Genomic DNA, 19,732 nt, shown 5'->3' on the forward strand with positions numbered 1-19,732 from the left:
AACCCTTTGTCTTGCCTCAAATAGGGATAAGGTTTTCTGTCAAGGCCGTCTGAAACCTGACGGAACAGCGGCAAAACGTTATACTTGATAGTCTTAATGACCGATGTTTCAGGAGTGAACCATGCCCGAGCAAAACCGCATTCTCTGCCGAGAACTCAGCCTGTTGGCGTTTAACCGCCGTGTACTGGCTCAGGCGCAGGATACGAAAGTTCCTTTGTTGGAACGTTTGCGTTTCCTGTGCATCGTGTCTTCTAATTTGGACGAATTTTTTGAAGTGCGCATGGCGTGGTTGAAACGCGAAAACAAACTGCGCCCGCATCAGTTGCTCGACAACGGCAAAACCGCGGCCGAAACAATCGAAGCGGTGGCGAAAGAGGCGCAGGCCTTGATCCGCGAGCAGTACGATCTGTTTAACAAAGTATTACAGCCTGCACTCGGCCGTGCCGGCATTCATTTCTATCGCCGCCACAAATGGACGGCCGCGCAGAAAAAATGGATTGAAAATTATTTTGACAACGAGCTGTTGCCCATTCTCACGCCCATCGGCCTTGATCCGTCACACCCGTTCCCACGCCCGTTAAACAAATCGCTTAACTTCGCCGTCGAACTCGAAGGCACGGATGCGTTCGGCCGTCCGTCCGGGATGGCGATTGTGCAGGCACCGCGCATTTTGCCGCGTGTCGTCCCCATGCCGTCTGAAATTTGCGGCGGCGATGCAGGCTTTGTGTTCTTATCGTCTATTTTGCACGCCCATGTCGGTAAACTTTTCCCCGGCATGAAAGTGAAGGGTTGCCATCAATTCCGCCTCACGCGCGACAGCGATTTGACGGTGGATGAGGAAGATTTGAAAAACCTGCGCGCCGCGATTCAAAACGAATTGCACGACCGCGAATACGGCGACGGCGTGCGCTTGGAAGTGGCGGACACTTGCCCGGCATACATTCACGATTTCCTGCTCGCCCAGTTCAAACTGACTTCTACCGAGCTGTATCAGGTCAAAGGGCCGGTCAATTTGGTGCGCCTCAATGCCGTCCCCGATTTGGTGGATAGGCCGGATTTGAAGTTTCCGCCGCGCAACGCAGGCCGTCTGAAAGCCTTGCGCAAAAACGGCTCCGTGTTCAAGCTGGTCAAACAGTCGCCGATTTTGTTGCACCATCCGTATCAGTCTTTCGATCCGGTTGTCCAAATGATACGCGAAGCTGCTGCCGATCCGGATGTGTTGGCCGTCAAAATGACCATCTACCGCACCGGTAGCAATTCCGAGCTTGTACGCGCATTGATGAAGGCTGCGCTGGCGGGCAAACAAGTAACCGTCGTTGTCGAACTGATGGCACGTTTTGACGAAGCCAACAACGTCAACTGGGCGAAACAGCTGGAAGAGGCAGGCGCACACGTCGTGTACGGCGTATTCGGCTACAAAGTCCATGCCAAAATGGCTTTGGTTATCCGTCGCGAAGACGGCGTGCTCAAGCGTTATGCCCACCTCGGTACCGGCAACTACCACCAAGGTACATCGCGCATTTACACCGACTTCGGCATCATTACCGCTGACGAACAAATCACTGCCGATGTGAACACTTTGTTTATGGAAATCACAGGCTTGGGCAAGCCGGGCCGTCTGAACAAGCTCTATCAAAGTCCGTTTACCCTGCACAAAATGGTCATCGACCGCATCAAGCAGGAAACCGAACACGCCAAAGCCGGCAAACCGGCGCGGATTACCGCCAAGATGAACTCCCTCATCGAGCCGAGCGTGATTGATGCGCTGTATCAGGCCAGCGCGGCAGGCGTGCAAATCGACCTGATTGTGCGCGGTATGTGTACTTTGCGTCCGGGTGTCAAAGGCTTGTCCGAAAACATCCGCGTCCGTTCCATTATCGGCCGCCAACTCGAACATTCGCGCGTGTATTGCTTCCATAACAACGGTGCAGACGATACCTTTATCTCCAGCGCCGACTGGATGGGTCGCAACTTCTTCCGCCGCATTGAAGTCGCCACGCCGATTACCACGCCCGAACTCAAAGAACGCGTGATCCGCGAAGGTTTGGAAATGGCTTTGGAAGACAATACCCAGGCTTGGCTGATGCAGCCTGACGGCAGCTATGTCCGCACCCAGCCGCAAGACGGCGAGCCTGCGTTTGGTTTGCAGGAAGGTTTGTGGAAAATATACGGACGTTAAGTTGAATAATGTCTCAGGCCGTCTGAAACGCAGGTTTCAGACGGCCTTTTTTGATTTTGCCGTTATAATTCCGTTTCCCAATCTTTCAGACGGCCTTTTCCTATGAAATCTTACCCCGATTCCTATCTCCATTTTGAAAACCTCGAATCTCCCGAAACGCAAGATTTTGCCGCTGCGGCGCATGCCGAAACGCGCAAGCGTTTTTTAGAAAACGACAAGGCACGCGAATTGTCTGACGGCATTTTGGCGCAGTTGCAGGACACGCGGCAGATTCCGTTTTGTCAGGAACACCGCGCGCGGATGTACCATTTCCATCAGGACGCGGAATATCCGAAGGGCGTGTACCGCGTGTGTACCGCGGCGACTTACCGTTCCGGCTATCCCGAGTGGAAAGTCCTGTTTTCGGTGGCGGATTTCGACGAATTGCTCGGTGACGATGTATATCTAGGCGGCGTGTCGCACTTGGTGGAAAAGCCCAACCGTGCACTGTTGACCTTGAGTAAATCGGGCGGCGATACGGCGTACACGCTGGAAGTGGATTTGGAAGCAGGGGAGTTGGTAGAAGGCGGTTTTCACTTTCCGGCAGGCAAAAACCATGTGTCGTGGCGCGATGAAAACAGCGTGTGGGTGTGTCCGGCTTGGGACGAACGCCAGTTGACCGAATCGGGCTATCCGCGCGAAGTGTGGCTAGTGGAACGCGGCAAAAGTTTCGAGGAAAGCCTGCCGGTGTATCAAATTGCCGAAGACGGCATGATGGTAAACGCGTGGCGTTATCTCGATCCGCAGGGTTCGCCGATTGATTTGATTGAAGCGTCGGACGGTTTTTACACCAAAACTTATTTGCAGGTGTCGGCCGAAGGTGAGGCGAAACCGTTAAACCTGCCCAACGATTGCGACGTAGTCGGCTATTTGGCGGGTCATCTTTTGCTGACGCTGCGCAAAGACTGGAACCGCGCGAACCAAAGCTATCCGAGCGGCGCATTGGTAGCGGTGAAGCTGAATCGGGGCGAACTCGGGGCGGCGCAGCTTTTGTTTGCTCCCGATGAAACGCAGGCATTGGAAAGCGTGGAAACGACCAAGCGTTTTGTCGTGGCGAGCCTGCTGGAAAACGTACAAGGCCGTCTGAAAGCATGGCGCTTTAGCGACGGTAAATGGCAGGAAGTCGAACTGCCGCGCCTGCCTTCGGGTGCGTTGGAAATGACCGACCAACCGTGGGGCGGCGACGTGGTTTACCTTGCCGCCAGCGATTTTACTACGCCGCTGACGCTGTTTGCGCTGGATTTGAACGTGATGGAACTGACCGTCATGCGCCGTCAGCCGCAGCAGTTCGATTCAGACGGCATCAACGTGCAGCAGTTTTGGACGACTTCGGCCGACGGCGAGCGCATTCCTTATTTCCATGTCGGTAAAAACGCCTCCCCCGACACGCCGACCTTAGTCTATGCCTACGGCGGTTTCGGCATTCCCGAATTGCCGCATTATCTGGGCAGCGTCGGCAAATATTGGCTGGAAGAGGGCAGTGCCTTTGTGTTGGCAAACATCCGCGGCGGCGGCGAATTTGGCCCGCGCTGGCATCAAGCAGCGCAGGGAATCAGCAAACACAAAAGCGTTGATGATTTATTGGCAGTCGTGCGCGATTTGTCCGAACGCGGCATGAGTTCGCCCAAACACATCGGCTTGCAGGGCGGCAGCAACGGCGGCCTGGTTACCGCCGCCGCCTTCGTGCGCGAACCGCAAAGCATAGGCGCGTTGGTGTGCGAAGTGCCACTGACCGACATGATCCGTTATCCGCTGCTGTCCGCCGGTTCAAGCTGGACGGACGAATACGGCAATCCGCAAAAATACGAAGTCTGCAAACGCTGGCTGGGTGAATTGTCGCCGTATCACAATCTTTCAGACGGCATCAATTATCCGCCTGCGCTCATTACCACCAGCCTCAGCGACGACCGCGTCCATCCCGCCCACGCGCTCAAGTTCTACGCCAAACTGCGCGAAACTTCGCCGCAATCTTGGCTCTACGCCCCAGACGGCGGCGGCCATACCGGCAACGGCACGCAACGCGAATCCGCCGACGAACTTACCTGCGTGTTGCTGTTTTTGAAAGAGTTTTTGGGGTAGAAGCAAGCAGCAGGACTGACCGTTTTGTAAAGTTGAGAAACAAAATACTTTTGTTTCGGCAAGTGAAAAGAAGGCCGTCTGAAAAACGAATATTAAAGTTTTTCAGACGGCCTTCTGTTCTTTTAACTTTCAACATATCCCGATAAAATGGACACTTTGTAAGTGATCATTGATGGAAGACGCAATTATGGCAACCGAACCGAAAAATTATACACGATTTAGAAAATAATTTCAAACAAAACAATATATTAAAACTCAAACAAATCTTTCACGAAGTCTTTTGCGAAGACCAAATCGACTTTGAGAAACTCAAACTCGTCCTTGGCGCAGAAAACCTTGCCGGTGTGGGCGAACGTTATCAACTCGATGCTGTAGAAACTAGTAGCGTTGTTTACAGTATTTCCAGGAGAATACTGAAACATGAACATGCACAAAAACACCCGTTTCACCCCGTCTCTGGATTTGGATATCCTCAACGGCATCATGCGGCAAGCCGTGTTGCAGCAGCTGCAAACCTACTTGGGCGCGGACACCATCATCGAAACACACATCACCCGCGACATGCTCGAACGCGCAGAAAAAATCCGCCTCTCCAACGCCTTGAGAGGCGTGTTTGAGGCGGATTTGGTGTACTAGGAACAATCAATGATTTCTCGGAAATGGATAAAGCCTGAAGGCGATTATTCGTTAGACGGTTTATCTGTCTGAGACTTGTGCGTTTGCAATATGCTCACTACCTTACCCTCATAACGCTGGCGTAACCACGCCTGTATCCGCTCGTAATCTTTGGCAGGTAGTGGCTGCTCCAATTCGAGAGAGACAACGACGATATCGTCATATGTATCTGTCTTCGGTTCTGCGTTTTTTTGGCTTTCAGACTGTTCGGAAACAGGCGTTGTTTGCGCTTTATCCCAAGCCAAGCCGCGTCCGACAACGATTTTTTCCGCTTCCGGATATTGGGCTTTTAATTCCTTGAGTACCGCTGCATCGTCGATATCGGAGGCTTTGCCTGCCAGTATGGTATCGATATAGGCCTGCTGCTCTTTCAGCTCATTTTGCTGCTGAACCGGGTTGTTTCGGCTTGCCAGCAATTCTTCGATTTTGGCATCGTTCCCTCCCGCATAGACCACGTTGACCTTTGGCGCTTTCACACCTGACGCTTCAAGGCTTTTCACCAGCAAGGCGGAAATTTTCTCGGCATTGCCCGTTCCATTGACAATCAGACTGACTTTATTTTCTTTATGGTTCAACATCTTACGCAGCACGAAAAAACCTTCCTGTTGCTTCGCAGTGGCAATGGCAGCATTGGCTCTGGTGTTGAAGATTTCCTGACGCACCAGTCCTGATGCCATATAGCCGCTCGGAATCATCACAGCCAACACGACGGCAGTAATAATGATGCTGTGCAACCGGCGTTTGGATTCCGTTACCAACCCCCTGCGCGGCAGCTTGAGCAGCTTGGAAAACAACAAGGTCGCAAAAGCGATGAACACGCAGTTGATGGCAAAAAGATATGAAGCACCGAGAAAGTAGTGCCAGTTGCCATGTGCCAGTCCGTAGCCCGCAGTACACAGGGGCGGCATCAATGCGGTAGCAATCGCCACACCCGGTATGGCATTGCCTCCCTCTTTTCGGGTCAGCGCCACAATACCCGCACTACCGCCGAAGAAGGCAATCAACACATCCCAAAGGGTCGGCTGAGTACGCGCCAAAATCTCGCTTTGCGCCTCTTTAAGCGGGGTTAACAGGAAATACAACGTAGCGGTAATCAAGCTGATGACGACGAATATAATAATATTGCGCACGGCTTGACGGATCAGCGCAGTATCCCCTACCGCCAAACCGTAACCCATACCGACTATCGGCCCCATCAACGGCGAAATCAACATCGCTCCGATCACTACTGCCGTGCTGTTTACATTCAGACCGATACTCGACACGGCAATGGCAAACATCAATACCCACATACTGGTTCCGGTCACCCGAGTATTGGCGCGGATGGTGGCATCGATCTTATCGGGATGAGCTTGGTCATGCGCAAGATTGAACACATCTTGCAACTTGGTCATGGCACCATTGTCTTCTTGTTTCTGCTTTTCTTGTATTTCCTGATTTTTACTTTCTTCCTGATCTTGCATATGCGTATCCTAAAGTTTTAATAGTTTATTTTAAACATCTAATTCATAAAGAATTTTTGAGTAATGAAATAATGCCTTGCCATTACGGCTAAATCTGACAGGCACACTTCCCGCAATATACTATATTAGCATACGTCCTCAAACTTCTCCTCCGTTAGATGAAGGAAGGGCAAAGTTGCCGTTACAGCAAGCCGTAACGTGGGCTTTACCCACGAGATGAATGCCAAAATGAAAGTCTATGTGACTGTTGTCGGATTTAGTTGTTGGATGGTGGATTTCGTGGGCAAAGCCCACGCTACTTGGGTTATCCCAAATCTGCCTTGATTGAATAAAAGGTCGTCTGAAAACGGGGAAATCAGTTTTCAGACGACCTTTCCGCTTATTAACTTATTGATACCAAGGAAAAACAAATTCCTGCTTGTAGGTTAAAATCAGCATATGCTAATATGCGCAACAACAGGTTTTTCCAGAATAATCTGTGCTAAAATGCAGGATTAGATGGAAAACTCTATCCGAATTCGGTACAATACCGACGAATTATTTCCCTTAAACAACCTGCCGCAAGGCGAAAAGGAACGACTGACATGTCAAACATCGAACAACAAGTTAAAAAAATTGTTGCTGAACAACTGGGCGTAAACGAAGCCGAAGTGAAAAACGAATCTTCTTTCCAAGACGATTTGGGTGCTGACTCTCTGGACACCGTAGAACTGGTGATGGCTTTGGAAGAAGCTTTCGGCTGCGAAATCCCTGACGAAGACGCTGAAAAAATCACTACCGTACAATTGGCTATCGACTACATCAACGCCCACCAAGGCTAATCGGTCGCACCAAACATCCAGCCTCTGCTGCGCCATCGCAATAGAGGCTTTTACCTTATTATTAAACCCCTGAAATTTCAGACGGCATGAGTTTTGCCCGTTTCCACGAAGAAAAAGAGCAAGGCTGCCGCGAAAATCCCGACAACCAACAGCGAGATTATCATGAGTCAGAGAAGAGTAGTCATCACAGGTCTTGGCCAAGTATCACCGGTCGGCAACGACGTCGCCACCGCATGGAGCAATCTGCTCGCAGGCAAAAGCGGCATCGGACGGATTACCCGCTTTGACGCATCCGACATCAACAGCCAAATCGCCGGCGAAGTGCGCGATTTTGACATCGGCCAATACATCAGCGCGAAAGAAGCGCGCCGTATGGACGTGTTTATCCACTACGGTATCGCCGCCGCCCTGCAAGCCATCAACGATTCAGGCTTGGACGATTTGGAAACCCTCGACAAAGACCGCGTTGGTGTCAACATCGGCTCCGGTATCGGCGGCCTGCCCAGCATCGAAGCGACCGGCAAAGCCGTTATCGAAGGCGGCGCGCGCAAAATCAATCCTTTCTTTATTCCGGGTTCGCTGATTAACCTGATTTCCGGTCACGTGACCATCCTCAAAGGCTACCGCGGCCCGAGCTACGGCATGGTTTCTGCCTGTACGACCGGCGCACACTCTATCGGTGATTCTGCACGACTGATTAAATACGGCGACGCAGACGTGATGATTGCAGGCGGAGCAGAAGGCGCAATCAGCACTTTGGGCGTTGGCGGTTTTGCCGCCATGAAGGCACTTTCCACTCGCAATGACGACCCTGCTACCGCTTCCCGTCCGTGGGACAAAGGCCGTGACGGTTTCGTTATCGGCGAAGGCGCTGGCGTGCTGGTGTTGGAAGAATTGGAACACGCGAAAAAACGCGGTGCGAAAATCTACGCCGAAATCGTCGGCTTCGGCATGAGCTCCGATGCTTACCATATTACCGCGCCTAACGAAGAAGGCCCTGCATTGGCCGTTACCCGCGCCCTGAAAGATGCCGGCCTGAACCCTGAAGACGTCGATTACGTCAACGCACACGGTACATCGACTCCTTTGGGCGATGCCAACGAAACTAAAGCCATCAAACGCGCTTTAGGCGATCATGCGCGCAAAGTCATTGTTAACTCCACCAAATCCATGACCGGACACTTGCTCGGCGCGGCCGGCGGCGTGGAAGCGTTGTATAGCGTGTTGGCGGTACACGAGCAAAAATCCCCACCGACCATCAACATCTTTGAACAAGACGTTGAAGCCGGTTGCGATTTGGACTACTGCGCCAACGAAGCACGCGATGCGAAAATCAACGTTGCCATCTCCAATTCCTTCGGCTTTGGCGGTACCAACGGCACATTGGTATTCAAACGCTTCAAAGACTGATAGAAGGTTTTAAGTAGATTGAAAAGGCCGTCTGAAACTAAGTTTCAGACGGCCTTTTTTATTTTAAAATACAAATATTCTTGATAATCTGTATCATTTATATAAGAATATCGACTCCTATCAATATCGCCCGAATTTTATCGGGTAATCAACCCAATTACATTTTTAAGGAGTCTGCAATGAAAACTATTCGTATTCTAGCATTGGCCGCTGCACTGGCCGCCGTGCCCGCATTTGCGTCTGATTTCGGCCATGAACAGGCATTGACCATAGACGGCAAGCCTGCCCATCTGGCAGAAACTTCAGCCCGTATTTTGGCAAACGAAACCCTGACTGCGCCGCAACTGGTCGAAGATATCACTGATGGATTCGGTTCGAAAAAAATTCCAGGTTATAAATTGATGATTATGGGCCGCACTTATTCGGTGGCGGCAGAAACCAAACCGCCGAAAGAGGGCCAAACTCAGTGGCGGGACAATACGTTCATTCATCGCGGCGTAAAACTGTTTGTCGGTATTCCGGTCAAAAACGGCAAGATGGATTTGGCGTCTGCCAGATTGATTAATATCGGCGTGGTTGACGATAACGGTGGTGCTGCGCCTCATGATGAGGGTGAAAAAATCCGTCCGGTCGGCAAACAGCTGATGTCTCCCGATACCAAAGTGGAAAATGCGAAACTCAATATTGCCAAACTGACGTTGCCAAATATGAAATTGGGCGAAACCAGTGGCGGTGGTGTGAAATTGGAAGCATCGGCAACATTGGACGGTAAGCCGATACAGACCAAAATCGACAGCACGTTCTCCCGCTTCTATTCCGCCAAATCAGCCGCTACACGGCCGTTTATGGCAGATGCACGGTTTGTGAAATAATCGTAAAGGCCGTCTGAAATCCTGCTTCAGACGGCCTTTTATATAACGAAACTGCATAAGTTTAGTTTTTCATAGATTAAAGGTAAGGAGTTAAAAAAGCGTAGAATGGCGATTTTAAAAATTCATCATTGGAGGTCGATCATGACAGTAACGATTTTAGACGGCGGAATGGGGCGTGAACTGCATCGGCGCGGCGCACCGTTTCGTCAGCCGGAATGGTCTGCTTTGGCTTTGATGGAAACGCCGGAGATTGTACGCGAAACGCATTTGGACTTTCTTCGTGCAGGCGCACAGGTGATTACGACCAACAGCTATGCGCTTGTTCCGTTTCATATCGGGCAGGAGCGCTTTGATGCTCAAGCTGCCGAATGGGCAAGGCTTTCCGGCCGTTTGGCGCGTGAAGCGGTGGAACAAAGCGGGACTACTGCAAAAGTGGCCGCAAGCCTGCCGCCGTTATTCGGTTCTTACCGCCCTGACTTGTTTGACAAACAAGTCGCACCTGCTTTGGCTCGCCCTTTAATATCGGGTTTGATGCCGTTTGCTGATATTTGGTTGGCAGAAACCGTATCCAGCTTGGAAGAAGCACGTTTCTGGCGCAGCAGTCTGCCTGATGACGGTAAGCCGTTTTGGGTGTCGTTTACTTTGGAAGATACGATGCCGCATGATGTACCGGTGTTGCGTTCGGGGGAAAACGTGCACGAGGCGGCGGATTTCGCGGTAGAAATAGGTGCGGTGGCAATGTTGTTCAATTGCAGTCAGCCTGAAGTAATGGCAGAAGCTTTGAAAGTGGCACATGAAGCCCAAGGCCGTCTGAAACTGGGTGTTTACGCCAATGCATTTGAACCGGTACAAGGACAGATGAACGAGGCCAACGATGGTTTGGATCCGATTCGCGCTGATGCCACGCCGGAAAATTATTTGGCATGGGCGAGACAATGGGCGGATTTGGGTGCTGAAATCATCGGTGGGTGCTGCGGTATCGCACCTGAACATATCCGTGCGTTGGCGCAAGGATTTAAGGCCGTCTGAAAGTGGCTGCATAATATTTTGATACGGTTAGAACAGGCTAAAAAAGCCGGTAATGCCGTCGCTTCACAAACACATAATTATAAAAATCAGGAATAAACATGTCGCAAAAATCTCAAATCGGCCTGGTTGCGCTGATGGCCTTGGTTATCAGTTCCATGATTGGTTCGGGTATTTTCAGTCTGCCGCAGAATATGGCTGCCGTTGCAGGTTCGCAGGCTTTGCTGTTGGGTTGGCTGATTACCGGTGTGGGCATTATCTTTCTCGGCCTGTCATTTTCGGCCTTGTCCAAACTTAAGCCCGAATTGGATGGCGGTATTTATACGTACGCCCGCGACGGTTTCGGTGATTTGATGGGTTTTTTCTCGGCGTGGGGCTATTGGCTTTGCACCACGGTCGGTATTGTCGGCTATTTGGTGGTTGCGTTTGAAGCAGTAGGCGGATTTGTCGATACGCCGGACAACGTGATTTTCGGTAAAGGCAACACATTTGCTGCTTTTGTTGGAGAATCAGTAATTGTGTGGCTGATTTACTGGTTGGTGGTGCGCGGTATTAAAGAAGCGGCAGGAGTGAACCTGATTGCGACGGCAGTCAAAGTATTTCCGCTGATTTTATTTATCGGTATGGCAGCCTATTTCTTTCAAACCGAAGTGTTTATGTCCGATTGGACAGGGGCGAGCCTTGCTACGCCTGAAAATCCTGATGTCAGCCTGATGACGCAGGTGAAAAACACAATGCTGATTACGCTGTGGGTGTTTACCGGTATTGAGGGTGCGGCGGTTTTGTCCAAGCATGCGCGAAGTCGTGCTGATGTCGGTCGAGCGACCATTATCGGAGTCAGCTTGACGCTGGCCATGTATGTGGCAATTACCGTCTTGGCTCAAGGCATTTTGCCTCGTGCGGATATTGCTGCAATGGCTAATCCGTCTATGGCGGGCGTGTTGGCGCACATGGTTGGCTCTTGGGGTAAAGTGTTGATTTCTTCCTGCCTGATTGTGTCTGTGCTGTCGTCTTATTTAAGCTGGACGCTGTATGCGACCGAGATTCCGCACATGGGTGCGAGAAACGGCGCATTTCCAAAATCGTTTATCCCGTTGAATAAAAACGAAGTGCCGCAGGGTTCGTTGATGTTTACCACCTTGACCGTGCAGTTTTGCCTATTGCTGGTGTGGTTAAAAGGCGAGGATTATTCTGCTTTGCTGATGGTATCGACTTCCATGATTTTGATACCGTATCTGTTAATTGGTGCATATCTGCTCAAATTATCGCTGATACAAAAGGCTGCGGCAAAATACCGTCTTATCGGTGCGGCAGCAACGCTTTATGCGGCTTGGATTGTCTATGCGGCAGGCACGGAATATTTGCTGCTTTCAGTCTTGCTCTATTTGCCAGGCGTATTGCTGTTTCTCTATTCGCAAAAGAAACACTACGGAAGTTGTCAGTTCAACCGTATGGAAAAAGCCGTATTGGTATTGCTGTTGATTTTGGCCGTGCCGGCCGTACAGCAGTTTGTCGCTAGCTTGCAAGCGTAAGCAGAAAGGTTTGAAAAAGGCCGTCTGAAACCCAGTTTCAGACGGCCTTTTATTGATAAAACCGATTCAATACCGCATCATTTTGCTGTCCACCTGCATTGCCCAAGCATCAATACCGCCTTGCAGGTTGTAAAGGTTTTCAAATCCGGCATCTTCTAGATACATTGCCGTGTGCAGGCTGCGGATGCCGTGGTGGCAGTAAACGACGATGGGTAAATCGTCGTCGGGCAGCTCGTTTTGGCGCAGGGGGATGAGGTTCATCGGGATGTGAATGGCAGCGGGCAGGGTGCAGATGGCGCGTTCTTCATCGGTGCGGACATCGAGCAGATGAAATGCGCGGCCTTCGTCCTGCCATTGTTTCAATTCGGTGGGCGAGAGTTGGATAATGTCGGTCATAGGGTCGGGTAGGAAAGTATGAGGCCGTCTGAACTTTCAGACGGCCTGTTGTTTAAAAATCGAAATCTCCGAACGGATTGGCCGATTTGTCTTCCAAGTGTGCCACGACGGTGTCGAACAATACCTTTTCGGAAAACTCATTGCCGTTGCGCGTCAGCAAAAGCGAGCGTTGTACCGGTTTGCGGCCGACGATGACCACCATACGGCCGCCGTCTTTCAGTTGCTCTTTCAGAATTTCAGGTACGCTGTCTACTGCTCCGCCTACATAAATCGCATCAAAAGGCGCGCCTTGCGATGCTTCGGTCAGGCCGTTGTTTTGCACATAATCGACGTTGGTAAAGCCCAATTCGTCCAAAACTTTTTTGGCGCGTTGCTGCTGCTCGGCATCGATGTCGTCGGTGACGACTTTGCCAGCTAGTTTGGACAGTAGGGCGGTTGCATAGCCTGAGCCTGTACCGATTTCTAAGACGGTTTCGTCTTTTTTCAGTTTCAAACCTTGAGCCAGGCGGGCAACGACTTTGGGTTCCAACATCTTATGACCGTTCGTCAGCGGCAGCTCCATATCCGCATAGGCCAAACCTTGAAAAGCCTCGCCGACAAAATGTTCGCGCTCGATCTCCTCCAAAGCATCCAAAATGTCGAAGTCCAAGACATCCCACGGACGAATCTGCTGTTCAACCATATTGAAACGCGCTTTTTCAAAGTCCATATTTGTGCTCCGTTCAATTCTTAATTTTATCGAAGCATACATTATAAATCCTTGTCGGAGAGTGTGCCATCTTTCAGACGGCCCCGGAGGCTCGTTAATAATTGCCAAGCGCACATATATCCACTAAACTTTCACATTACACGACGCTACAACAAGCAACAACCAACACACGGAGCAATAAAGATGTATCACCAAATCGGAATGTGGGACCAAAAATGGGTTATCGGCAACTGGAAAATGAACGGCCGACTCCAAAACAACAATGCGCTTATGCACCGCTTCCGTGTCATGCCAACCGCAGAACGCGTGTTAATCGGCCTGGCCGCTCCGACCGTTTATCTGTTGCAACTGCACAACGCCATGCAGATTGTTTTGAACAACCGCATCTTGACCTGTGCGCAAGACGTGAGCCGTTTCCCCAATAATGGCGCATACACCGGCGAAGTGTCCGCCGAAATGCTTGCCGACATCGGTACAGACATCGTCCTCATCGGCCACTCCGAGCGCAGCCTTTATTTCGGCGAGAAAAACGAAATTCAACGCCGCAAAATGGAAAACGTCCTCAACGTCGGCCTGATTCCATTGTTGTGCGTCGGCGAAAGCTTGGAAGAACGCGAAGCCGGTAAAGAACACGAAGTTATTGCCCACCAGCTTTCCATCCTGCAAGGTTTGAACACCAAAAACATCGCCGTTGCCTACGAGCCAGTTTGGGCGATCGGTACAGGCAAAGTCGCCACCGTCGAACAAATCGCCGACATGCACGCATTTATCTACAAAGAAATCTTGTCTTTGTGCGGAAGCGATGTTAAAATCCGCGTTCTTTACGGCGGAAGTGTGAAAGCGGATAACGCAGCCGACATCTTCGCAGTACCTCATGTAGACGGCGCATTGGTTGGTGGCGCGTCATTATCATATGACTCCTTTACCGCCATCATCAATGCAGCACAAGCCTCGTAGAAAACATATGGAAGCCTTTAAAACCCTTATCTGGATCATTAATATTATTTCCGCTTTATTTGTAATCGTGTTAGTATTGCTGCAACACGGTAAAGGTGCGGATGCCGGCGCGACGTTCGGTTCCGGCAGCGGTAGCGCGCAAGGCGTATTCGGTTCTGCCGGTAATGCCAACTTCCTCAGCCGCTCGACTGCCGTTGCTGCAACATTTTTCTTTGCGACCTGCATGGCAATGGTGTATATTCACACCCACTCCAATAAGCACGGTTTAGACTTCAGCGATGTGAAGCAGACCCAACAGGCTCCTAAGCCTGCAACGCCTGCACAAAACAATACAACTCCTGTTGCTCCGAATCCTCAACAGCAGTAAGACAATTTGATTTATGCCGACATGGTGGAATTGGTAGACACGCTATCTTGAGGGGGTAGTGGCCGTAGGCTGTGCGAGTTCAAATCTCGCTGTCGGCACCACATTAGAAAATCTAACCGCTTTTTAGCGGTTATTTTTTCGTCTTGAGAATCTGCCTTTCATTTATCTTTAGACCGAGACAGGGAAATACAATGAAGCGTTTGGTTGTCGGCATCAGCGGTGCCAGCGGTTTTCAGTATGGCGTGAAAGCTTTGCAGCTTTTGCGTGAGCATCAGGTAGAAACGCATTTGGTGGTTTCGCAAGGGGCGGAGATGACCCGCGCTCTGGAAACGGATTACACTAAAGAAGACGTTTATGCTTTGGCGGATGTCGTGCATTCCGTCCGTAATGTCGGGGCAAGTATTGCCAGCGGATCGTTTTTGACGGATGGAATGTTGATTGCGCCGTGTTCAATGAAAACCTTAGCTTCGGTTGCTCATGGATTTGCCGATAATTTGCTCAGCCGTGCGGCGGATGTAACGTTGAAAGAGCGGCGCAAATTGGTATTGATGGTGCGTGAAGCACCGTTAAACTTGGCGCACATTGAAAATATGCGCCGTGTGACAGAGATGGGCGGTATCGTGTTTCCTCCCGTTCCGGCTTTATATCAGAAGCCTGAATCCATCGAAGATATGATTACACACAGCGTCTCTCACGCTTTGGACTTGTTCGGTATTATTCAAAACGATGTGCCGCGCTGGCAGGGCTGATGTTTCAGACGGCCTGAAAATAAATTTAATACACTGAGAAAGAGGATAAAAATCATGCAAGCGATTCCTACCAATATCGTTAAATTTTTGAGCAATCATCATGTCATCAGTATTGCCGCTGCGGCAGACGGCGAAGTTTGGGCGGCTTGTTGTTTTTATGTGTTTGATGAAGCCAATGCCCGTATAATTGTGCTGACTTCTTTGAAAACAAAGCATGGCGGACTGATGAGCCGTTCTGCCAAAGTAGCCGGCACCATCGCCGGTCAGCCTGACAGTATCACGAAAATCAGCGGTGTTCAGTTTGCGGCGACTGCCGCTTTGATTGAAGATGAAGCGGATTTGAAAGCGGCGCAGTCTTTATTTTACAAAGCACATCCTGCTGCTCGAGTGATGAAAAGTGATGTCTGGGCGTTGAATTTGGATAATGTAAAATTCACTGACAATAAATTGGTATTCGCACAAAAAACGTATTGGAATCGTGAGGATTAAGAAAAGGCCGTCTGAAAGATGAAATTTCAGACGGCCTTTGATGCTTTAAGAATTAATCGTGTCCGATGTCTACAGTTTTTTCTTTGTAACGTGTGTCGGGAATCAAAACAATTTTATCGTCCACTTTGCCGATGGCTTTCACGTCTTTGCCCGGATAGTCCAGCTGGTGCAGGAAGTAGCGGATACAGTTCAAACGTGCACGTTTTTTATCGTCGGAGCGGATGATGACCCAAGGCGCGTCACCGGTGTGGGTGTGGAAGAACATGGCGTTTTTGGCTTCGGTGTAGTCGTCCCAGCGGTCGAGCGACTGGATGTCCACAGGGGACAGTTTCCAGTGTTTCAGTGGGTCGTCACGACGGGAGATGAAGCGGCGGAGTTGTTCTTCACGGGATACGGAGAACCAGAATTTGAACAGATGGATGCCGCTGGCAACAAGCATACGTTCCAATTCAGGGGTTTGACGCATGAAGAGCAGATATTCGTTAGGTTCGCAGAAGCCCATTACGCGTTCTACGCCGGCACGGTTGTACCATGAGCGGTCGAAGAATACCATTTCGCCTGCGGTCGGCAGGTTTTGGATGTAGCGTTGGAAATACCATTGGCCGCGTTCGGTAGTGGTTGGTTTCTCCAAAGCAACCACGCGCGCGCCACGCGGATTCAGGTGTTCCATAAAGCGTTTGATGGTACCGCCTTTACCGGCTGCGTCTCGGCCTTCAAACAGGCTGACGATACGCTGACCGGAATCTTTAACCCAGCTTTGTACTTTCAACAATTCAATTTGCAGCTTCTGTTTTTCTTTTTCGTAAACAGAGCGGCGCATACGTTGTTTGTACGGGTAATTGGCAGGAAGCGGTGCGCTGCTGGAATCTTCGTCAGTGCCGCGTCCTTCGTGTTCCAAAACAGCCTTTTCGAATACTTGCAGCTGGTCTTGTTTCTCGCCCAGTTCAACATTCTCGAACGGTTCTAATTGGTGGTCTGCCATAAAGTCTCCTTATCGATTAAGTTTTAAATGATATGGTGTAGTATGACTTAATTTTACCTCTTTATGCTGTGTTAGCCTACATAAAGTTACACATAAGCGATTTTTTCCGGCTTGTTTGATAATTTTTGTAAAAACAGCGTATAATCAGCCTATTTGTATCATACATCATGCCTTATTTCGCCCTGTTCGACGATGCGTTAAGCGGTCGTGCAAAACTCTATCAAAATCATGTGGAAAGCCGCCTTTTTCATCATAACGAACTGGCGTCGTTGGATGATGTTTTGCAGGCAGGTTGGAAAAAAGGCCTGCATGCAGTGTTGTTTGCAGACTACGAATTCGGATTGCCACTAATGGATATTTCATCCGCGCGCAGTGGCAATTTGCGTTTGCACTGGTTTGCCGATTACGCAGAAATCGATGCCGAAAACTGGCTGGCCAATCATTCAGACGGCCTTGAGGCAGGTATTTCCACTCCCCGATTCTCCGTATCCGAAGCCGATTATCTCGAGCATATCAACCAAATCCACGAAGTCATCCGCCGCGGCGATACCTATCAAATCAATTACACCGCACGCCTGCACCTGCAAACTTACGGCAATCCGATTCAGCTTTACCGCCGCTTGCGCCAGCCTGTGCCGTATGCCGTTTTGTCTTGTCTGCCCGACGGGGCAGGGCAGGAAGCGTGGACTTTGTGTTTTTCTCCTGAACTTTTCCTCAAAATTGATTCAGACGGCCTGATCACAACCGAGCCGATGAAAGGTACTGCGCCGATTCTTCACGATGGGAAAGATGAACGCCGCGCCGTTGAATTGCAAAACGATCCGAAAAACCGCGCCGAAAATGTGATGATTGTCGATTTGTTGCGTAACGACCTCGGCAAAATCGCGCAAACGGGCAAAGTCCGCGTGCCTGAACCGTTTAAAGTTTCCCGTTTCGGCAGTGTTTGGCAGATGACCAGTGCCATCGAGGCGCAGGCGATGCCTGATGTTTCGGTTGCCGATATTCTTCATGCAGCCTTTCCGTGCGGCAGTATTACCGGCGCGCCAAAACGCATGAGTATGCAGATTATTGAGTCTCTTGAATCCGAACCGCGCGGTTTGTACACAGGCAGCATCGGCTTTTTGCATCCGTGTGATACGGGTTTGGGATTTGAAGGCGTATTTAATGTTGTGATTCGTACCTTATCTCTGAAACCGGTTTCAGACGGCCTTTATCAAGGTGTTTATGGTGTGGGTTCGGGGATTGTGATTGATAGCGATCCTGAAGCCGAATATCGTGAGTGCGGTTGGAAGGCGCATTTCCTCAATGACTTGCGGCCTGATTTCGGTATTTTTGAAACCATGCGCGTGGAAGATAGACAATGCCGTTTGCTCAATTTGCATTTAGGCCGTCTGAACAGCTCGACACAAGCGCTCAACCTGACTTGGCCTCAAAATGCGGCAGAGCAAATCCAACACTATATAGATGTGTTGCCAAGCGGGTTATTTAGAGTCAAAGCCGCTTTGTTTTCAGACGGCCTTGCATTGAGTCATGCGGCTGTTTCTGAATTGGATGGACAACAATACGTCATCCTGAGTGAGCACACATTAAGTCAACGTGATTATCTACGCCGCTTCAAAACCACACGCCGTGAAATTTTTGACCAGGCGTGGAAAACGGCAGAAGGGCAGGGCGCATTTGACAGCCTGTTTTTCAATTTAGACGGCCTGTTGTTGGAGGGTGGAAGAAGCAATGTGTTCGTCAAATATCAAGGGCAATGGCTCACGCCGTCTTTAGATTTGGATATTTTGAACGGATTGATGCGCCAAGCGGTATTGAAGCAGCCACAGCTTTTAGGTGCGGACACAATCAAGGAAACCCATATCACGCGCACCATGTTGGAAAATGCGGAAGAAATCCGCTTGAGTAACGCTTTAAGGGGCGTGTTTGCGGTTTCGCTCCGTAAATAAATGGCAATAGTCAAATCATCGTGATTCAAATTGTCGTAAAGCAGCAATATCCGATAGAATACGTCATTTCAACAATGAGGCCGTCTGAAAGGGAAAACAATATGGCAAAAGCAAAAGGTGGATTGGGACGCGGTTTGGATTCGCTGATTTCCAATGCAGTGGACAGCAGCAGTAGCGACCGCCTGACAACGGTTGCCATCGCCGATATTCAGCCCGGCCGTTATCAGGCGCGTGTGCAAATTGATGACGAAGCTTTGCAGGAATTGGCCGATTCCATTAAAGCACAAGGCATTATCCAGCCGGTTATCGTACGCGAAAGAGGTCTGTCTCAATATGAATTGATTGCCGGCGAACGCCGTTGGCGCGCTTCTCAGTTGGCCGGTTTGACCGAAATTCCCGTCGTCATTAAAACCATCAGCGACGAAACTGCGTTGGCCATGGGTTTGATTGAAAACCTGCAACGTGAAAATCTCAATCCGATTGAAGAAGCACAAGGTTTGAAACGCCTTGCCGACGAATTCGGCCTGACTCACGAAACCATCGCAAAAGCCGTCGGTAAAAGCCGTAGCGCCATTTCCAATAGCCTGCGCCTGTTGAGTCTGCCTGAGCCGGTTCAGGAAATGCTTTATCAACGCCGTCTGGAAATGGGTCATGCCCGCGCGTTGCTGACCTTGCATGTGGTTGACCAATTGGAGTTGGCGCAAAAAGCCGTCAAAAACGGTTGGTCGGTGCGCGAAGTAGAACGCCGCAGCCAATTGGCGCATCAAAAAGCCAAGCCCGAAGCAGCCAAAACCATCAGCCCGGATATCCGCCGCATCAATGATGCATTGACCGAGCGTTTGGGTGTTAATGCCGAAGTCAAAACCAGTAATCAGAAAAAAGGCAAAATCGTACTGCATTTTGATACGCCGGAAACATTCGAATATTTGTTGAAGCAGTTGGGCATCAATCAAGCGTTCTAATGGCTTTATAAACAGAACGGGCCGTCTGAAAAAAGCTTTTCAGACGGCCTCAATTTTTGAAAAAGCGTAGAGTGTA

At 50.2% G+C, this 19,732-nt stretch carries 19 protein-coding genes, 1 tRNA gene and 1 pseudogene; 16 read left to right on the forward strand and 5 right to left on the reverse strand.

Annotated features, from left to right (window positions below; all coding sequences use genetic code 11):
- Nucleotides 1-121: 121 nt before the first annotated feature.
- Both ppk1 and ACTHTY_RS04340 read left to right on the forward strand, forming a co-directional pair.
- On the forward strand, nucleotides 122-2,179 hold the full coding sequence (gene ppk1 / locus ACTHTY_RS04335; protein WP_440366577.1) for a polyphosphate kinase 1: 2,058 nt from the start codon (nucleotides 122-124) through the stop codon (nucleotides 2,177-2,179).
- 102 nt (nucleotides 2,180-2,281) lie between these two features.
- The gene (locus ACTHTY_RS04340; protein ID WP_070646249.1) at nucleotides 2,282-4,297 is read left to right on the forward strand and encodes a prolyl oligopeptidase family serine peptidase; all 2,016 of its coding nucleotides are present in this window, start codon (nucleotides 2,282-2,284) and stop codon (nucleotides 4,295-4,297) included.
- A 248-nt stretch (nucleotides 4,298-4,545) separates the two neighbouring features.
- Here the strand turns inward: ACTHTY_RS04340 and ACTHTY_RS04345 are convergent, their stop codons facing one another.
- Nucleotides 4,546-4,719 (reverse strand): DNA topoisomerase, encoded by a 174-nt coding sequence (locus tag ACTHTY_RS04345; protein WP_192830382.1) that lies wholly within the window; start codon nucleotides 4,717-4,719, stop codon nucleotides 4,546-4,548.
- Nucleotides 4,720-4,744: 25 nt separating this feature from the next.
- On the opposite strand from ACTHTY_RS04345, the pseudogene ACTHTY_RS04350 reads away from it, so the two are divergent.
- Nucleotides 4,745-4,933 (forward strand): annotated as a pseudogene (locus ACTHTY_RS04350) (aminotransferase class IV); the annotation flags it as partial.
- 44 nt (nucleotides 4,934-4,977) lie between these two features.
- Here ACTHTY_RS04350 and ACTHTY_RS04355 read toward each other — a convergent pair.
- The gene (locus tag ACTHTY_RS04355) at nucleotides 4,978-6,435 is read right to left on the reverse strand and encodes a DUF389 domain-containing protein (protein ID WP_440366578.1); all 1,458 of its coding nucleotides are present in this window, start codon (nucleotides 6,433-6,435) and stop codon (nucleotides 4,978-4,980) included.
- Nucleotides 6,436-6,633: 198 nt separating this feature from the next.
- Between ACTHTY_RS04355 and ACTHTY_RS04360 the strand changes: the two genes are divergently transcribed.
- From ACTHTY_RS04360 to ACTHTY_RS04385, 6 genes are all read left to right on the forward strand, one after another.
- Entirely contained in the window at nucleotides 6,634-6,759 is a 126-nt protein-coding gene (locus tag ACTHTY_RS04360) for a hypothetical protein (protein WP_265511057.1), read from the forward strand.
- Between the two features lie 260 nt (nucleotides 6,760-7,019).
- Nucleotides 7,020-7,256 carry an acyl carrier protein gene (acpP, locus tag ACTHTY_RS04365; RefSeq protein WP_003679644.1) on the forward strand — a complete coding sequence of 79 codons (237 nt, stop codon included), beginning with the start codon at nucleotides 7,020-7,022 and terminating at the stop codon, nucleotides 7,254-7,256.
- Nucleotides 7,257-7,418: 162 nt separating this feature from the next.
- Nucleotides 7,419-8,666, forward strand: a complete 1,248-nt coding sequence (gene fabF, locus ACTHTY_RS04370; RefSeq protein WP_440366683.1) for a beta-ketoacyl-ACP synthase II — start codon at nucleotides 7,419-7,421, stop codon at nucleotides 8,664-8,666.
- 179 nt (nucleotides 8,667-8,845) lie between these two features.
- Nucleotides 8,846-9,538: a hypothetical protein gene (locus ACTHTY_RS04375; RefSeq protein ID WP_440366579.1), complete on the forward strand. Its 693-nt coding sequence runs from the start codon at nucleotides 8,846-8,848 to the stop codon at nucleotides 9,536-9,538.
- Nucleotides 9,539-9,679: 141 nt separating this feature from the next.
- Entirely contained in the window at nucleotides 9,680-10,567 is an 888-nt protein-coding gene (locus ACTHTY_RS04380; protein WP_440366580.1) for a homocysteine S-methyltransferase family protein, read from the forward strand.
- A gap of 98 nt (nucleotides 10,568-10,665) precedes the next feature.
- Complete coding sequence (locus ACTHTY_RS04385; RefSeq protein WP_440366581.1) at nucleotides 10,666-12,096, forward strand: basic amino acid/polyamine antiporter; 1,431 nt, start codon at nucleotides 10,666-10,668, stop codon at nucleotides 12,094-12,096.
- Between the two features lie 66 nt (nucleotides 12,097-12,162).
- On the opposite strand, the gene ACTHTY_RS04390 is transcribed toward ACTHTY_RS04385, so the two are convergent.
- Together ACTHTY_RS04390 and ACTHTY_RS04395 are read right to left on the reverse strand one after the other, a co-directional pair.
- Nucleotides 12,163-12,492, reverse strand: coding sequence for a rhodanese-like domain-containing protein (locus ACTHTY_RS04390; RefSeq protein WP_003679997.1), 330 nt, complete (start codon nucleotides 12,490-12,492; stop codon nucleotides 12,163-12,165).
- A 52-nt stretch (nucleotides 12,493-12,544) separates the two neighbouring features.
- Nucleotides 12,545-13,201, reverse strand: coding sequence for a protein-L-isoaspartate O-methyltransferase family protein (locus ACTHTY_RS04395; RefSeq protein WP_440366582.1), 657 nt, complete (start codon nucleotides 13,199-13,201; stop codon nucleotides 12,545-12,547).
- A gap of 183 nt (nucleotides 13,202-13,384) precedes the next feature.
- Between ACTHTY_RS04395 and tpiA the strand changes: the two genes are divergently transcribed.
- From tpiA to ACTHTY_RS04420, 5 genes are all read left to right on the forward strand, one after another.
- Nucleotides 13,385-14,158, forward strand: coding sequence for a triose-phosphate isomerase (gene tpiA, locus ACTHTY_RS04400; protein WP_004519014.1), 774 nt, complete (start codon nucleotides 13,385-13,387; stop codon nucleotides 14,156-14,158).
- A 7-nt stretch (nucleotides 14,159-14,165) separates the two neighbouring features.
- Nucleotides 14,166-14,525, forward strand: coding sequence for a preprotein translocase subunit SecG (gene secG / locus ACTHTY_RS04405; RefSeq protein WP_036492092.1), 360 nt, complete (start codon nucleotides 14,166-14,168; stop codon nucleotides 14,523-14,525).
- 15 nt (nucleotides 14,526-14,540) lie between these two features.
- A tRNA-Leu gene (locus ACTHTY_RS04410) sits at nucleotides 14,541-14,626 on the forward strand.
- A gap of 90 nt (nucleotides 14,627-14,716) precedes the next feature.
- Complete coding sequence (locus tag ACTHTY_RS04415) at nucleotides 14,717-15,274, forward strand: UbiX family flavin prenyltransferase (RefSeq protein WP_004464450.1); 558 nt, start codon at nucleotides 14,717-14,719, stop codon at nucleotides 15,272-15,274.
- Between the two features lie 54 nt (nucleotides 15,275-15,328).
- A complete protein-coding gene (locus ACTHTY_RS04420; RefSeq protein ID WP_440366583.1) occupies nucleotides 15,329-15,763 on the forward strand; it encodes a hypothetical protein in 435 nt (144 codons plus the stop codon).
- A 52-nt stretch (nucleotides 15,764-15,815) separates the two neighbouring features.
- Here the strand turns inward: ACTHTY_RS04420 and ppk2 are convergent, their stop codons facing one another.
- Nucleotides 15,816-16,745: a polyphosphate kinase 2 gene (ppk2, locus tag ACTHTY_RS04425; protein WP_036492084.1), complete on the reverse strand. Its 930-nt coding sequence runs from the start codon at nucleotides 16,743-16,745 to the stop codon at nucleotides 15,816-15,818.
- Nucleotides 16,746-16,912: 167 nt separating this feature from the next.
- Here ppk2 and ACTHTY_RS04430 point away from each other — a divergent pair, with 167 nt between their 5' ends.
- Both ACTHTY_RS04430 and ACTHTY_RS04435 read left to right on the forward strand, forming a co-directional pair.
- Nucleotides 16,913-18,694 (forward strand): chorismate-binding protein, encoded by a 1,782-nt coding sequence (locus tag ACTHTY_RS04430; RefSeq protein WP_440366584.1) that lies wholly within the window; start codon nucleotides 16,913-16,915, stop codon nucleotides 18,692-18,694.
- Between the two features lie 101 nt (nucleotides 18,695-18,795).
- Nucleotides 18,796-19,656 (forward strand): ParB/RepB/Spo0J family partition protein, encoded by an 861-nt coding sequence (locus ACTHTY_RS04435; protein ID WP_263340072.1) that lies wholly within the window; start codon nucleotides 18,796-18,798, stop codon nucleotides 19,654-19,656.
- The last annotated feature ends 76 nt before the right edge of the window (nucleotides 19,657-19,732 follow it).

Origin of the sequence: Neisseria sp. P0019.S002 (genome assembly GCF_051957155.1) — a bacterium.
In the GTDB taxonomy this organism is placed as follows: domain Bacteria; phylum Pseudomonadota; class Gammaproteobacteria; order Burkholderiales; family Neisseriaceae; genus Neisseria; species Neisseria perflava.